General features: G+C 67.4%; 11 protein-coding genes and 1 pseudogene. 4 read left to right on the forward strand and 8 right to left on the reverse strand.

Annotated features, from left to right (window positions below; genetic code table 11):
• Positions 1 to 37 precede the first annotated feature (37 nt).
• Together FBY30_RS21100 and FBY30_RS21105 are read left to right on the forward strand one after the other, a co-directional pair.
• Complete coding sequence (locus tag FBY30_RS21100) at positions 38 to 160, forward strand: hypothetical protein (protein ID WP_268815680.1); 123 nt, start codon at positions 38 to 40, stop codon at positions 158 to 160.
• Positions 161 to 324: 164 nt separating this feature from the next.
• Positions 325 to 2,562, forward strand: coding sequence for a PKD domain-containing protein (locus FBY30_RS21105; protein ID WP_200830608.1), 2,238 nt, complete (start codon positions 325 to 327; stop codon positions 2,560 to 2,562).
• A gap of 31 nt (positions 2,563 to 2,593) precedes the next feature.
• On the opposite strand, the gene FBY30_RS01080 is transcribed toward FBY30_RS21105, so the two are convergent.
• Complete coding sequence (locus FBY30_RS01080; RefSeq protein WP_142130784.1) at positions 2,594 to 3,850, reverse strand: S8 family serine peptidase; 1,257 nt, start codon at positions 3,848 to 3,850, stop codon at positions 2,594 to 2,596.
• A gap of 118 nt (positions 3,851 to 3,968) precedes the next feature.
• Here FBY30_RS01080 and FBY30_RS01085 point away from each other — a divergent pair, with 118 nt between their 5' ends.
• Together FBY30_RS01085 and FBY30_RS01090 are read left to right on the forward strand one after the other, a co-directional pair.
• On the forward strand, positions 3,969 to 4,799 hold the full coding sequence (locus FBY30_RS01085; protein ID WP_142130785.1) for an alpha/beta fold hydrolase: 831 nt from the start codon (positions 3,969 to 3,971) through the stop codon (positions 4,797 to 4,799).
• A 136-nt stretch (positions 4,800 to 4,935) separates the two neighbouring features.
• Positions 4,936 to 5,661 carry a hemerythrin domain-containing protein gene (locus FBY30_RS01090; protein WP_142130786.1) on the forward strand — a complete coding sequence of 242 codons (726 nt, stop codon included), beginning with the start codon at positions 4,936 to 4,938 and terminating at the stop codon, positions 5,659 to 5,661.
• Between the two features lie 85 nt (positions 5,662 to 5,746).
• On the opposite strand, the gene FBY30_RS01095 is transcribed toward FBY30_RS01090, so the two are convergent.
• From FBY30_RS01095 to FBY30_RS01125, 7 genes and pseudogenes are all read right to left on the reverse strand, one after another.
• Positions 5,747 to 6,589 carry an esterase/lipase family protein gene (locus FBY30_RS01095; protein WP_142130787.1) on the reverse strand — a complete coding sequence of 281 codons (843 nt, stop codon included), beginning with the start codon at positions 6,587 to 6,589 and terminating at the stop codon, positions 5,747 to 5,749.
• Between the two features lie 439 nt (positions 6,590 to 7,028).
• A complete protein-coding gene (locus tag FBY30_RS01100) occupies positions 7,029 to 7,775 on the reverse strand; it encodes a GntR family transcriptional regulator (RefSeq protein WP_142130788.1) in 747 nt (248 codons plus the stop codon).
• Positions 7,756 to 9,387: pseudogene (locus FBY30_RS01105) on the reverse strand (dipeptide ABC transporter ATP-binding protein). The gene FBY30_RS01100 and the pseudogene FBY30_RS01105 overlap by 20 nt, the downstream one beginning before the upstream one ends.
• Complete coding sequence (locus FBY30_RS01110) at positions 9,371 to 11,185, reverse strand: gamma-glutamyltransferase family protein (RefSeq protein ID WP_142130789.1); 1,815 nt, start codon at positions 11,183 to 11,185, stop codon at positions 9,371 to 9,373. The pseudogene FBY30_RS01105 and the gene FBY30_RS01110 overlap by 17 nt, the downstream one beginning before the upstream one ends.
• A gap of 3 nt (positions 11,186 to 11,188) precedes the next feature.
• Entirely contained in the window at positions 11,189 to 12,085 is an 897-nt protein-coding gene (locus tag FBY30_RS01115) for an ABC transporter permease (protein WP_142130790.1), read from the reverse strand.
• On the reverse strand, positions 12,085 to 13,035 hold the full coding sequence (locus FBY30_RS01120; protein ID WP_142130791.1) for an ABC transporter permease: 951 nt from the start codon (positions 13,033 to 13,035) through the stop codon (positions 12,085 to 12,087). Before FBY30_RS01120 ends, FBY30_RS01115 begins: the two co-directional genes overlap by 1 nt.
• 10 nt (positions 13,036 to 13,045) lie before the next feature.
• Entirely contained in the window at positions 13,046 to 14,716 is a 1,671-nt protein-coding gene (locus FBY30_RS01125; RefSeq protein ID WP_142130792.1) for an ABC transporter substrate-binding protein, read from the reverse strand.
• Positions 14,717 to 14,788 lie beyond the last annotated feature (72 nt).

Consider the following 14,788-nt stretch of genomic DNA (forward strand, 5'->3'; position numbering starts at 1 on the left):
CTTCTGGTGCCGGGGGTCCCATGGCAATTTGGCGGCTATGTCCGGACAACGACAATCTGCAAGGGCGGTCCGCCGGCGCTGGCTGCTCCTGGCGGTGTCGCTCTTCGGGCAGCTGGTGGCTTATCTCCTGTGGCGGCAGCGCGCGGAGTCCAGCACTTGAACAAACCCGTAGCCCTAGGCAACAAAAACAGGTACCAGGGGCTCTTGTTAGGGGATCAATTAGGGGCCTACCCTAAGTCCCCTAGGGGTTGCGTCGGGCTGGGCCGGCGGCAGGACTCCGGCAAATAAATATGCCACTGCGGCATCAGGTCCCAGGAGCCGGCCATGAAGATCGAAGTTTTCCCAGCTTGGTTACGGCAGGCATTGGTGCTGGCCCTGATAGCGGCCGCCGCCCTTGTGGGAGCCCCACCGGCTTCCGCAGATCCCGTCTACGGGACCCAGAGCATCGCCTACTCCGGCGTCGCCAATCCGCCCACGTCGGACAAGCCGCAGAGCAAGCTCTGGTGGAACGACGGCTCCTGGTGGGCGGACATGTGGACCAGCGGCAGCGGCTGGAGCATCTACCGGCTGGACCGGCCCAGCGCCACGTGGGTAAACACGGGCGTGGTCAATGACAGCCGCGGCAGCACCCTGGCAGACACCATGTGGGACGGCAGCCACCTCTACATCGCCTCGCACGTGGTGACCATCTCCACCGATGCAAACCCGAAACCCTCGGTCGCCGGACAGCCCGCCTACCTTTACCGCTACAGCTACTCCGGCGGCAAGTACACGCTCGACTCCGGGTTCCCCACGGTGATTGCCAACAACAGCAGCGAATCGATGACCATCGACGAGGACAGCACCGGCGCCATCTGGGCAACGTGGACGCAGGTGGCGGGCAACAGCACCAGCGGTTTCACCAACACCGTCTACGTCAACAACTCGGCGCCCGGCGGCTCCAGCTGGGCTGCGCCGTTCGTCCTCCCGGTCTCCAACCCGCACCCTGCACCGGACGACATCTCCGCCGTGGTGTCCTACAACAAGAACAAGATCGGCGTGATGTGGAGCGACCAGCTCACCGGCTCGGTATGGTGGGCCTCGCGCACGGACGGGACCTCCCCCACGGCTTCATCGTCCTGGAACTTCCAGCCGGCCATCCGGGGCCAAGGGCAGGCCGACGACCACCTGAACATCAAGTCCCTGCAGTCAGATACCAGCGGCCGCGTCTTCGCCGCGGTGAAGACCAGCCTGAACGACGTCTCCAGTGACCCCACGCTGCCGCAGCTGCTGCTGCTCGTCTTCAAGCCGGGCACGGGATCCTTCACGCAATCGACCATCTCCACCACCGGCGACTGCGTCAGCAGGCCGCAGATAGTCCTGGACACCCAGAACAACCTGGTCCACGCGTTCCAGACCGCCCCGCCCACGTCCGTGAGTGGCTGCGCCTACTCCGGGGTTGCCGGCAGCATCTACGAGAAGACGGCGTCCATGGACAACCCCGCGTTCGGCAGCGGGCGCGGGACCCCCGTCATCCAGAGCGCGTCGTCGTCCAACATGAACAATGTGACCACCACCAAGCAGGGCGTGGACAGTTCCACGGGCATCGTGGTCATGGCCAGTGACGACGTGGCCAAGCGCTACTGGTACTCGGACCGTCCGCTGGGCCCTGCCGTCGCAGCACCGGTGGCTTCCTTCACGGCCTCCCCCACCTCCGGCACGGCGCCGCTGAACGTCGCCTTCACTGACACGTCCACCGGCACTCCCACATCCTGGGCCTGGGACTTCGGCGACGGCGGCACCTCCACCGCGCAGAACCCCGCCCACAGCTACGCGGCGGCCGGCACGTACACCGCCAAACTCACGGCCACGAACAGCGGCGGGTCCAGCTCGGCCAGCACCACGATCACCGTCAGCTCCTCCTCCACACCGCCGCCGGCCACAGGGGTGGGCGTCGTCGGCTCCTCAACCACCTATGCGGGAACGGCCGCTTCCGCAGTCTCCATCGGTGCCCCCGCCGGCACCGCGGCAGGCGACGTGCTGGTCGCCTCCATCACCACGGACCTGAACCCCACCATGGCCTCCGTCCCGGCGGGCTGGACTCCGCTGGTCAACGGCCTGGGCATCAACAGCACCTCCACCTCCGGTGCCAGGGTCTTTGCCTACTACCACGTGGTGGGCGCCTCGGATCCTGCCAGCTACGCGTGGACCCTCAGCACCGCCGTGAAGTGGGGCGGCGGCATCACGGGCTATCGGGGCGTGAACAACACCACGCCGCTTGATTCCTCTGTAGCCACAGCCGTGGACGCCACCTACAACGCCACCAGCATCACCGCCCCGAGCGTCACAACCGCCACCAACGGCGCCATGCTGGTCGGTGGCGTGGGATGTGACTGCGCGGCCCCGGTGGTTTCCTCCGCTCCGGCCGGCTGGACCCAGCAGTGGCAGGCCGCCGGGGGCCAGATCGCCGAACTCGCGGACAAGGTGCAGGCAACCGCCGGAACCGGCGGAACAGCTACCTGGACCCTGAGTGGTGCGCGTGCAGTTGCCGCCTGGCAGGTCGCCCTGAAGCCGGCCGGGTAGGGCACCGGCCGCCGAGCGGGGCTAACTGAGGCTACTTAGCAGCGCCGGCAGCGTTGACCCGGCCGTAGGCCCAGTACGTGCCGGTGCCGTCGACTTTGTCCGCGGTGGATTCCACGTCTGCCCGGATGGAGGTGTTCGTGGCGCCCGGATGCGAGCTCCACGCGAGCGCCGCCGCTCCTGAGACGATGGCTGCGGACATCGAGCTTCCGTTGCCCACGTCGTAGCCCTGGGACCGGTTGTTCTGGGAGCCCAGCACGAAGGGGTGGTTGGGGAAGGTGGAGTAGACGTTCACGCCGGGAGCAGCGATATCCACCCAGCTCGCGCCATACGTGGAGAACGATGCTTTGGCGTCGTTGTTGTCGGTGGCACCTACGGCTATGACATGGGTGTACGCGCCCGGGTAGATCTTGGTCTGGTTCCCGCCGTTGCCGGCAGCTGCCACCAGCACCACGCCCTTGCTCCAGGCGTTGTTGACCGCGGTTTCCAGGGTCCGCGACGCCCGCACGCCCAAGCTCATGTTGATCACCTTGGCGCCGTTGCTGACCGCCCAGTTGATTCCGTTGGCAAGGGCCGAGCTGGAGCCGACACCGTTGTCGTCCAGGACCTTTCCGGCCAGGATGGTGCAGCCCGGGCAGACCCCTGCCACACCAATGGTGTTGTCGGTGGTGGCGGCGACGCTGCCGGCCACGTGGGTGCCGTGGCCGTAGTAGTCCTCGGCCACGGGGTCCCCTGCCTTGGTGGCCGAGCCGCTGAAATTGGCGCGGGCCACCACCTTGGGGGCGATGTCCGGGTTGTCACTGGCCACACCGGAATCCAGCACCGCCACCTTGATGCCGTTGCCGGTGGTCACGTTCCAGGCTTCAACGGCGTCCACGTCCGCATCAGGCGTGCCGGCAGGGATGGTGAGATCGCCTGCGGTGTTGGTGAACGACTGCCCATCGTTCTGCAGCGCGTACTGGCGCGGGAAGTACTGGTCGGAGGTGAAGGCGGACACGGGCTGGTCCGCTTCGGCGTATTCGACGGCGGGGTCCCGGCTGAGTGCCTCGATGAGCCGGTCCTCGCTGCCGGCAGGCACGCTGACCAACCTGGCGCCCGTACCGCCGACGTCCACGCCCTCCAAGCCGCGCCTGTGCAGCGAACCGGCGGCAGCGCCGTCGTCGTAAAACTTTACGAGGACGTGCCCGGGCTGAGGTGACGTGCCTCCTGCAGCATTGGCGGGAAGGGCAAGCGGGACGGGGCCGAGCACCAGCAGTGCTGCGGTGAAGCCCGCGGTAAAGAGTTTTCTCATGCGGGCCATCTTGGCCCCACGGGCCGGGACGCGGTAGGGGCAGGAGCACCCAACATGCTCCTCTTCCGGGCAACGAGGACCCTGGCCCCACAGTCCCGGCCGAATTTACACTGGCGGGATGGAAGCGGTGGTCAGCGGCGTGCCCGTCCATTTCGTTGAGCATGGCAGCGGAACACCCGTCCTTGCGCTGCACGGCGCGGGCGTGGACCACCGGGAGATTGCCGGCGGCCTGGAACCGGTGTTCGGCAGCATCCCCGGGTTCCGCCGCCTGTATCCGGACCTGCCGGGGATGGGCCGCACTCCGGCTCACGCGTCGCTCAACAGCAACGACGACGTGCTGGACCTCCTGCTCGGCTTCATCGACAGCACGATCGGGGATGAACCGTTCCTTCTCATCGGCCAGTCGTACGGCGGGTATCTGGCCCGCGCGGTAGCCCACATGCACCCCCAGGCAGCCGGGCTTGCCCTGGTCTGCCCGGTCGGCGCGCATGCCGGCAGCGTGCCCAAGCATGAGGTCCTCGTGTCGTCGGTAAGTCCTGCCGGCCTCGACGCGGAAAGCGAGGCGAGTTTCCGCAGCTATTTCGTGGTCCAGACGGACGAAACGCTGCACAGGTTCCAGCAGCTCGTGGCTCCTGCGGCAGCCCTTGTTGACGAGCAGGGGTTGGCCCGCATCTTTTCGCGCTGGGAACTGCGGGACCGGCCGGAATCGGCAGCGCGGTATCCGCACCCCGTGCTGGTTCTGGCGGGTAGGCAGGACGCCACCGCCGGCTACGCGGATGGGTGGGCACTGGCGCGGGACTACCCCCGCGGCACCTTTGCCGTGCTTGACCGGGCCGGCCACGCCCTGCTGCACGAGCAGGCCGCGCTCGTCCAGGCCTTCCTCGCCGAATGGATTGAGCGGGTGCGCGAAGACCAGGCGCTGGTGCGGGCCGGCTCCCGGTTTCCCTGACCAGGGCGACGCCGCGCACCTGGCCAAGGGCCGCCGTCGTACTTTCCACAGGCCGTTGTGCGCCGTGGGGGCCAGGGCTACGATGCTCGCGGGGAGGGTCCTTCGTCTCACTGACTGGCAAAAATAGGGGCCCACAATGACCGACTTCTTCACCATGCAGCCCGGCGAAACCGCGCCTCCCCTCCCGGCGGGACCCGTCCTGTGCACGGGGACTGCTGCCATGCAGCGCATCCACCGCTTCTTCCTCTGGGCCTACGGCGAGGCGCCCGGACTGGTGCGTTCGGCCGCGGCGGGTGACACGGCCCGCGCCGCATATGTGGGGGAAGTGCTGGGGAACTTCGACAAGGTGCTCCACGTCCACCACGAGGGCGAGGACCTGCTGATGTACCCGCAACTGAAGGAGCGGGCGCCGGCATGTGCGCTGCATGTGGGGCAGATGCTGGAGCAGCATCGGCAGGTGACGCAGCGGCTGGATGCCATTGAGCCGGTGCGGATGCGCTGGATGTCGACAGCGGATGAGGAGTCAGCGTCGGAACTGGCCGCCCGCTACGAGGACCTGGCCGCCGTCCTCAACGTGCACCTGCGGCGCGAGGTCACCGAGCTGATGCCCGTGGCGGACCGGGTGATGAGCGGGAAGGAAGCCGCGGCGGTGGGGCAGCACGGAGTCAAGGCACTCGATAAGAAGTTCATGGTGGGGTACCTGGGCATGGTGCTGGCCACGAATCCCCCGGCGGACCGGAAGGAGCTGTTCAAGGAGATCCCTCCCCCGGTCCGGCTCGCGTACAAGCTGGTGGGACGGCGGATTTACCGGAAGCAGCACGCCACGCTGTTCCCGGGGCGGCCGGTGCCGGAGACGCTTTAGAAGCTCTAGAAGTACGACGGCGGGTGGCTGGCTTTTCGAAGCCAGCCACCCGCCGTCGTACTGCTGATGTTTCCGCGTCCGGGCGCTACAGGCAGACGGGCTGGAAGGCAAGGTCCGCGGGGCCGGACGGCTGGGCCAGGGCGTTGCCGACGAGTTGGTGCACCACGGGATCGTTGGGCGCCTGGTCATGCTCGATCACGTCGGCCGGGCACTTGTCCTGGATGGTGATGTTGGTGACCTGCCGCGCAGAGCCGTTGAGGAACTGGCTGTTGTACGGGATGACCACCTCGTCGTGGGTGGTGGAAATGACGGTGTAGGCGGGGCCGGCAACGGTACCGCCAATGGAGTTCAGTTCCTGCATGAAGGGCGATCCCGCCTGCTGGTCTGCACAGGCGGCACAGCCTGCGGCGGTGTAATCGGGCGTGGGCACCAGGTCCGGCGGCGGAAGGATCACTCCCTCCGTTCCATGGTTGGACGGGGCGATGCCGACAAGCTGATGGACATACTTCGCTCCGCCAAGGAAGCCCATGTAGTACCGGGGCATCATGCCGCCCTGGCTGTGTCCCACCAGATCCACCTGCTTGGCACCGGTGGCTGACCGGACGGCGTCAACGAAGGGTGCGAGTTCCTTGGCGGAGTCTTTGACGGGCGCCGTGGCATAGACGCCGTTGGTCTCGCCGTAGTTAAGGGCGAAGACGCAGTACCCCTCGCTCTTGAGGTATGGCGACAGGGTGGACCAGTTCTTCTCCATGCTCTCGAACGTTCCGGGCACCAGGACCACGGGATACGGATGCGCTGCTGACGGTTTGCAGGACCAGTCATTGGCACCTGGTGGCGATATGTCGACGGCTTGGGCGGGGACTGCCACCAAGGATGAGGCCAGGACTGCGGCGGCGGCAACGGACAGGGCCCGGGAAAGGAATGACATGGAAACCTCTTTGTTCGTCTGTCTTTGGGGCGGCCCGAGCTGATGGTCTTGGGGGCGTCCATCAGTTCCGGCCGGGGTTTCCCATGCTGGCAGTGCTGCCGCTCCTTCGCAGCGGAACTGCACGGATGTGCGGCAAAAACGGGTGCGGAGAGGTAAGGCCGGCGCCACCTGATTGTGACGCGGAGCACAGAGTTGTTACTGGTGAGTAGGTAATTTTGCACGGGCCGGCTTTGGTCGGCTTCCCACGAACCCCTTGCACGAATGTGCATGCCGCGGCCGGTCGGACGCTACCTCAACCGCGAGGTAGGAGAGCTTGGCCCTCGCGAAGACGCCGGAACGGCTCGAAACCGCCGGAACGTTCCGGCGAGCCGGTCACCCATCCGGCGGTTTGGGGCCCGGTGAAGCCACCCGGAGGCATCGGAAGGAGGCAGGCCCGGAATCAATTCCTGGTATCCGCGGGGTGGCCACCTGAGGGTGCCACCGGCGTTTCAGGTGAAGCGTCCGTGAACCGGCTCAGGTAACCCGACCTGGACCCGTGGACGTGTGCCGCCATCCCCTGCTCGGCGGCCTCGGCGTTGCCGGCGTCGATCGCTGCCATGATGCCGCGGTGCTCGGCCCAGGACCGGATGCCGCGGGAGTCCACGTCGGAGGCGTAGAGCCACTCGATCTTGCCGGAAATCTGGCGGAGCAGCGCCGTGAGGGACGCGCTGCGGCTCAGTTCAGCAACCCCCAGATGGAACCGGATATTCAGCTCGGGCAAGAGTTCAACGCGCCCGTTTGCCACCGCTTCATCGCCCTCGTCCAGAATGGCGGCCAGTTCCCGCCGCGTCTCCCACCACTGGTTATCGGGACCGCCCGCGGAGAACTGGGCGGCCGCCCGCCGGGCAGCCCGGCGGGCGGTGGCAGCTTCCAAGGCCTCGCGCACCGCGAAGAGGTCATCGGCGTCGTCCACAGGGATCTCTGACACCGTGGACCCGGCGAAAGGCTTCGACTCAACGAAGCCCTCCACCTCAAGGGCCCGCAGCGCTTCCCGCACCGGAACCCGGGAGATCCCGTACTTCGCGGCCAGGGACGCTTCCGTGATCCGGGTCCCCGCGGGGAGCTTCCCGAAGATGATGTCCCGCCGGATCTCGTCCTGGACGCGGGCCCGTGGGGTGGGATCGCCGCTAGCTAGCGAAGGCTGCACCGGGTATCGCTCCAAGTAGTTCTCTGGTGTAGTCGGCCGACGGTGCCATGAAGACCTGCTCCACGCTGCCGGTTTCAACCACTTTTCCTGTTTTCATGACCACCACGTTGTGCGCGATCTGGCGGACAACGGCCAGGTCATGCGTGATGAAGAGGTAGGTCAGGCCCAGCCTATCCTGCAGGTCCCCCAACAGGGTGAGGATCTGCTCCTGCACCAGGACATCCAGGGCTGAGACGGCCTCGTCCAGGATCAGCAACTCCGGTTCCAGCGCCAGGGCCCGGGCGATGGCCACCCGCTGGCGCTGCCCGCCCGACAGCTCATGGGGCCTGCGCTGTGCCACGATGCGCGGCAGCGCCACCTGGTCCAGCAGCTCGGCCACGCGTTCGCGCCGGCTCTCGCGCGTCCCTATCTTGAAGATCCGCAGTGGCTCATCGATCAACCGCTCGATACTGAAGGTCGGGTCCAGGGACCCATACGGGTCCTGGAAGACGGGCTGCGCGATGCGGCGCAAGGAGCGGCGCGTCCGGGGATTGCTGGTGGCGATGCTCTCGCCCTTGATCAGCGCCGAGCCCGAGGTGGGTGTCTCCAGGCCCAGGATGATCCGCGCAACCGTTGACTTGCCGGAGCCGGATTCACCCACCACCGCTGTGGTGGTTCCCCTGTGCACGTCGAACGAGACGTCGTCCACGGCCTGGATCCTGCGCCCGCCCTGGCCACGCAGCTTGAACTCCTTGGCCAGGTTCTTGACCGAGAGCACGGGAGCGGGCCGGTCAAGTTCAGCAAGCACCGGATCGGAAGGCGCGTCGGCGGAAAGGCTCGACGACGGCGCCGCGGCCACCAGCCGCCGCGTGTAGTCCTCCTGCGGATTCAACAGCACCTCCCACGGCGTGCCGGTCTCCACAATCCGCCCTTCGGCCATGACGATGATGCGGTCGGTGCGGTCCCCTGCGAGCCCCAGGTCGTGCGTGACGAACAGCAGCGAGGTGCCGCGGGCGTCTACCAGGGTCTGGAGGTGGTTCAGGATCTGCCGCTGGACCGTGACGTCCAGGGCCGACGTCGGCTCGTCCGCGATCAGCAGGTCCGGCTCCCCCGCCAGGGAGATGGCGATTAGCACGCGCTGGCGCATGCCGCCGGAGAACTCGTGCGGGTACTGGTTGTACCGGCGTTCGGCGTCCCGGATGCCGGCTTCGGTCATGAGTTCCACGGCACGCTGCTTGATGGCATCCCGGCCGCGCATGCCGTTGCTGGCCAATGCGTCGGCGATTTGCGCTCCCACCTTCATGGAGGGGTTGAGGTTGGACATGGGGTCCTGGGGGACCAAGCCGATCTACTTGCCCCGGATGCCGCGCAGTTCCTTTTGGGTGGCATCCGCGAGGTCTTCCCCGTCGAGCAGGATGGACCCGTGGGTGACCCGGCCGGCGCCGGACAGCAGGCCCAGGATGGCGCCCACCACGGTGGACTTGCCCGATCCCGACTGGCCCACGATCGCCACCCGCTCGCCCTTCTTCAGGTCGAAGGAGACCTTGTCCAGGACCGGGGTTCCGCCGTAGCTGACCTCCAGCTCGCGGACGGAGAGCAGGATGTTTGAGTCGTTCCTAGCGTCCTGCAGCATAGCCCTGCGCTCCCCTCGGGTTGGCGGCGGCCTTGAGGACACCTGTTTCGGGGTCGCTCACCACCGATGACAGGCGGCCGAGTGCCCAGTCCCCGGCCCGGGTGACCACGTGGCCTCGCTCTTCCAGTTCAGCGATCACGTCCTCGCCGAGGCGGTCTTCAACGACTGCGCCACCCGGCGTCCAGGTCCGGGGCCAGAAGGATCCCGGGATGGAGGTGGTGTGGAGGGAGGGTGCGTCCACGGCCTGCTGGGGCTCGTAACCGCCCACAATGGTCCGCAGCAGGTACAGCAGCTGCCATTGGTCCTGCTGGTCCCCGCCCGGGGACCCGAGGGCGGTTACCGCTTTGCCGTCCTTCAGCACCAGCGTGGGCGTCAGGGTGGTCCGGGGGCGCTTTCCGGGGGTCAAGGTGGACGGTGCGCCCTCCTCCAGCCAGGTCATCTGCAGCCTGGAACCGAGGCAGAAGCCGAGTTCGGGGATGGCCGGGGAGGACTGGAGCCACCCGCCGGACGGCGTTGCGGACACCATGTTTCCCCATTGGTCCACGACGTCGATGTGGCAGGTATCACCGCGGGTTTCCCCCGTGGGCATGACGGTTGGTTCCCCCACACCGGCGAAGGCAAGCTCGCCGTTTTCCGCGAGCGACGGCGGGAGGTACTCCGTGCGCAGCGGCGGAACGAAGGGTTCGTGGCCGGGGACGTTGCCGGGCCGGAACTCGTGCGAGGCTTTTTCGCCGATCAGTTTCCGGCGCTCCGCCGCGTACTCGGGGCTGAGCAGGTAATCCATCGGCACCTCGGCGTCGCCGTAGTAGGCCTCGCGGTCCGCGATGGCCAGCTTCTGCGCCTCAAGGATGGTGTGCGCTCCGATGGCCGTGGACGGGTCCAGCCGGTCGTCGTCGAACCCTTCCAGGGTGGCGAGGGTCTGCAGCAGTGCCGGCCCCTGCCCCCAGGGCCCGGTCTTGGCGATGGTGTGGCCGCGGAACTGGATGGTGGTGGCGGGTTCGTAGCCGGCGGAGAATCCGGCGAAGTCCGCTTCGGTCATGACGCCGGCGTGGTCGGCGCCGGACGAGTGGCGGTGGGGGGTGGCGAGGAATTTGACCGCTGCCTTGGCCACAAATCCCTCGCCCCACTCCCGGCGGGCCGCGTCGACGCGTGCTTCCCGCGAGGCCTCCGACTCCCCTGCGGCGACGAGCCGGTCCAGGACGTCGGCGTACGCAGGGTTCTTGACGATGTCTCCGGCGGCGGGGATCTTCCCGTCCGGCATCCAGAGGGCGGCCGACGTCGGCCAGTGCTCGGTGAAGAGGTCGGCGACGGTTTCGATGGTGGTCCCCACGCGGCCCACGATCGGGTGCCCGTTGCGGGCATAGCCGATGGCGAAGGCCAGCACGTCCGCCAGCTCCCAGGTGCCGTGGTCCCGGAGGAGCAGCAGCCAGGCGTCGACGGCGGCGGGCACGGCGGCGGCGAGCGCGCCGGCGCCGGGTACGAGCTCCAGTCCTTCGGCCAGGTAGTGCTCGCGGGTGGCTGCGGCCGGGGCGGGGCCCTGGCCCATCAGCACCACAGGTTCGGACGGGTTTTCCGCCGTGACGAACACGCCGGTCATGTCCCCGCCCGGGCCGTTCAGGTGGGGTTCCACCACGTGCAGGACGAAGGCGCCGGCCACGGCGGCGTCGAAGGCGTTGCCGCCGCGTTCCAGTACCGCCTGGGCGGAGGCGGTGGCGAGCCAGTGGGTGGAGGCGGTCATGCCGAACGTGCCCTGGAGGGTGGGGCGGGTGGTGAAGCTGTCTGCAGGCGTGTACGTCATTGTCTATTTCTTTCGGGTGGTGGCGGCGGGGTCCAGGGCGTCGCGCAGGGCGTCGCCGAACAGGTTGAAGGCCAGGCAGATTGCGGCGATGCCGAGGCCGGGGACGATGGCCGCTGTGGGTGAGCGGAAGAGGTATTGCTGGGCGTCGGAGAGCATGATGCCCAGGCTGGGTGCGGGCGGCTGGATGCCCAGGCCCAGGAAGGACAGCACGGCTTCGCCGATGACGGCCGCGGGCATGATCACGGTGGCCTGCACGATGAGTGCGGAGGCGGTGTTGGGCAGGATGTGCTGGAAGATGATCCGCCCGCCGGAGGCATCCATGGTCTTGGCGCCCATGACGAAGTCGCTTTCCTTGATCCGCAGGGTTTCACCGCGGATGATGCGGATCATTGCCGGGATGTGCGCGATGCCGATCGCCACCGCGGCGTTGCCCAGGCTGGGGCCGCTGATGGCCACGAGCCCCACCGCGATGATCAGGAACGGGAAGGCCAGGGTCACGTCGTTGAGCCGGGAAATGATGGCGTCGAGCCACCGCCAGTAGCCGGCGAGCAGCCCCAGCGGCGTGCCGATGACCACCGAGAGCAGGACCGCCAGCACCCCGACCTCAAGGGAGGACCGGATGCCGAAAACCAGCCGGGAGAAGATGTCCCGGCCCAGGTCATCGGTGCCCAGAAGGAAGCCCACCGTGCCGGGTTTCTGGAACGGGGTGGCGAAGTGGACCTGCGCCGGATCGTACGGGGCCAGCAGCGGTGCCAGCAGGGCCACCAGGACCACGAGGGCCAGCAGGATTCCGCCGGCCAGGCCCAGGGGGTTGCGCCGGAGCGACTTCCAGATGCGTCCGCGGCCGGAGCCCAGGCTGGTTGCGCCCGGGGCTGCAGGGCGGATGTCGGTGACGGCCATCAGTTGCTTCCTACTCGGATTCGCGGGTTGATCACGGAGTACAGGATGTCCACCGCAAGGTTAATGAGGATGTACCCAAGGGTGATGACCAGCACCACGGCCTGGATCACGGGGTAGTCGCGGGTGAAGACGGAGGCCAGGGTGAGCTTGCCGAAGCCGGGCAGGGCGAAGATGCGCTCCGTGACCACGGCGCCGGAGATCAGTCCGCCCAGTTGCAGGCCCACGATGGTGACCACCACGATCAGGGAGTTCCGGAGCCCGTAGCGGAACAGGATGCGGCCGCCGCCCAGGCCCTTGGCTCGGGCGGTGCGGACGTAGTCCGTGCTCATGGTCTCAATCATGGATGCCCGCGTCTGCCGCAGGATGACGGCGGCCAGGCCGGTGCCCAGGATCACCGCCGGGAGCGTCAGGTAGTAGAGGCCGCGCACGGGGTTCGTTCCGACGTCGACATAGCCTGACGCCGGGAACCAGCCAAGGTTGACGGCCAGGTAGAGGATGGCCAGCAGGCCAAGCCAGAAGCTGGGGACGGACAGGCCGATGAGGGCAAAGCCGTTGGAGAGCCATTCCGGCCAGCGGCCGCGGAACCGCTCTGCCACCACGCCGAGCAGGACGCCGACGACGACGGCCACCACGATTGCGTAGGCGGCGAGCCACAGCGTCACGGGCAGGGTGCCGGCGAGCAGGTCCGTGACGGGCGTTCCGGTGCGGGTGGACTTGCCCAGGTCTCCTTGGAGCAACCGGCCGATGAAGGAGAAGTACTGGACGGGAAGGGGCTGGTCCAGGCCGAGCTTGGACCGGATGGCGTCCAGCTGTTCGGGGCTGGCTTCCTCCCCCGCCATGGCAATGGCCGGATCACCGGGGAGTTGGCGGATGCCAATGAAGATGACCACGGAGGCGAGCACCAGGGTGATGGCTGAGTGCCAGAGACGGGTCGAGAGGTATCGGATCATGGTGGAGTCCTTATTTCTTCACGAAGGCCGCGTTGCTGAGGTGGACCACACCATCGGCGAACGTTTCCACTCCGGCCACTGTGTTGGAGTAGGCCGTGAGGCTGTGGATCCGGTAGAGGTAGATGATCGGGTTGTCCGCCTGCACCTGCTGGACGGCCTTCCCGTAGAGGGTCGCCCGGGCCGCCTGGTCGGTGGAGGTGGAGGCGTCGGTGAGGAGCTTGTCCACGGCCGGGTTGCTGTAGCCGGAGTAGTTGTTGCCGCCGCCGGTGGCCAGGAAGTTGTACATGTTGCCGTGCGGGTCCACGCGCCCGGACCAGCCCAGCAGCAGGGCTTCGAAGCTGCCGTGGCTCTGCACGTCCAGGAGCGTTGAGTATTCAACCGGCGCGATGGTCAGGGCGAATCCACCGTCCGCTGCCGACGCCTGGAGCGCCTGCGCGTACCGCAGCGAGTCCGGCGAGTTGGTGACCTGGACCTTGATGGGGAAGGGCACCGGAACCCCGGCGTCCTTCAGCATCTGCTTCGCCTTCGCCGGATCGTAGTCCGGGCAGCCTTGGCTGGCGTCGGAGGAGAAGGGGCTGGAGGGTGCCACCGGGGAACAAGCGGGCTCGTACCAGTTGTTGAAGAGCGTGCTCACCAGGGCTTTGCGGTCGATGGACATGGACAGCGCCTGGCGGATGGTGGCGTTCTTGGCCAGCGGCGTGTTGAGGTCCCCCACCGGCTTGCCCACGCCGTTGGTGTTGCCCAGGTTGATGGTCAGGCCCTGGTAGCCCAGGGATCCCACTTGGAGCACCCCTACCCCGTGTTCCTTTGCCAGTGCGTCCACGTCCTGGGGTGCGATGGAGTCGGCCACCTGGACGTCGCCGGAGCGCAGGTTGGCGGTCCTGATGTTGGAGTCCGTCATGATCCGGTACGTCACGGTGTCCAGGTGGACGTTCTTGGCGTCGTAGTAGAGCGGGTCCCGTTCCACCTGGATGGAGGTCTGCGGGATGCGCTGCTTGAACTTGAACGGTCCAACGCATACGGGGTGGTCGCCGAAGGCATCCCCTGCCGCGGCAACCGCGGTGGGCGAGAGGATCATGCCGGCCCGGTCCGCGAGCGCCGCGGTCAGCGGGGCGAACGGCTTCTTGTAGCTGATCTGGACGGTGGTGGGGTTCGGGGCTGTAATGCCGCTGATCGGCCCTAGTTCGCTCTTGCGGGCGGAACCTTTCATGGTCAGGTCCCGGTCCAGGGTGGCGCGGACGGCCTCGGCGTCGAACTTGGTGCCGTCGGCGAACACGGCGTCGTCCCGCACCTGGATGGTCACCGTCTGCCCGTTGTTGCTCACCTCGGGAAGCTTGGTGGCGAGCTGCGGCACGATCTTGCCCTGGGCGTCGATGTCGTAAAGCTTCTGGCACATCGTCTGCATGACGTACCGGGTGTAAAGGGACGACGACGTTGTCGGGTCCAGGCGGTCGGGTTCAGCCGAGAGGGCCATCACCAGGTCCCCGCCCTCCACCACTTTCTGGTTGCCGATGGGGGCGGACGTCACGTCGTTATGCACTACCGCCTCGGGCAGGGGCTGGATGGGGGCGCAGGCGGTCATCGCCAGCGCCAGGGCGGCCACGCCGCCGCCCACAACAACGTTTTTCGCCCGGAATGGAGTGCCGTCCGGAAGGGCCCGGGGGCGGAACGGGAGTCTCATACAAGTCCTATGATCGAGCACGGAATGTGAGATTGAATACAATCGCTGAACGAACATATCCTTGGTATACGT

This window comes from Arthrobacter sp. SLBN-83, from assembly GCF_006715285.1.
Lineage (GTDB): Bacteria > Actinomycetota > Actinomycetes > Actinomycetales > Micrococcaceae > Arthrobacter.

What these genes read in the sequence shown, in the direction of transcription:
- FBY30_RS01085 (WP_142130785.1), top strand. Translation starts at nt 3,969, where the DNA reads ATGGAAGCGGTGGTCAGCGGCGTGCCCGTCCATTTCGTTGAGCATGGC.
- FBY30_RS01080 (WP_142130784.1), bottom strand. Translation starts at nt 3,850, where the DNA reads ATGAGAAAACTCTTTACCGCGGGCTTCACCGCAGCACTGCTGGTGCTC.
- FBY30_RS21100 (WP_268815680.1), top strand. Translation starts at nt 38, where the DNA reads ATGTCCGGACAACGACAATCTGCAAGGGCGGTCCGCCGGCGCTGGCTG.
- FBY30_RS01095 (WP_142130787.1), bottom strand. Translation starts at nt 6,589, where the DNA reads ATGTCATTCCTTTCCCGGGCCCTGTCCGTTGCCGCCGCCGCAGTCCTG.
- FBY30_RS01120 (WP_142130791.1), bottom strand. Translation starts at nt 13,035, where the DNA reads ATGATCCGATACCTCTCGACCCGTCTCTGGCACTCAGCCATCACCCTG.
- FBY30_RS01125 (WP_142130792.1), bottom strand. Translation starts at nt 14,716, where the DNA reads ATGAGACTCCCGTTCCGCCCCCGGGCCCTTCCGGACGGCACTCCATTC.
- FBY30_RS01090 (WP_142130786.1), top strand. Translation starts at nt 4,936, where the DNA reads ATGACCGACTTCTTCACCATGCAGCCCGGCGAAACCGCGCCTCCCCTC.
- FBY30_RS01110 (WP_142130789.1), bottom strand. Translation starts at nt 11,185, where the DNA reads ATGACGTACACGCCTGCAGACAGCTTCACCACCCGCCCCACCCTCCAG.
- FBY30_RS01115 (WP_142130790.1), bottom strand. Translation starts at nt 12,085, where the DNA reads ATGGCCGTCACCGACATCCGCCCTGCAGCCCCGGGCGCAACCAGCCTG.
- FBY30_RS21105 (WP_200830608.1), top strand. Translation starts at nt 325, where the DNA reads ATGAAGATCGAAGTTTTCCCAGCTTGGTTACGGCAGGCATTGGTGCTG.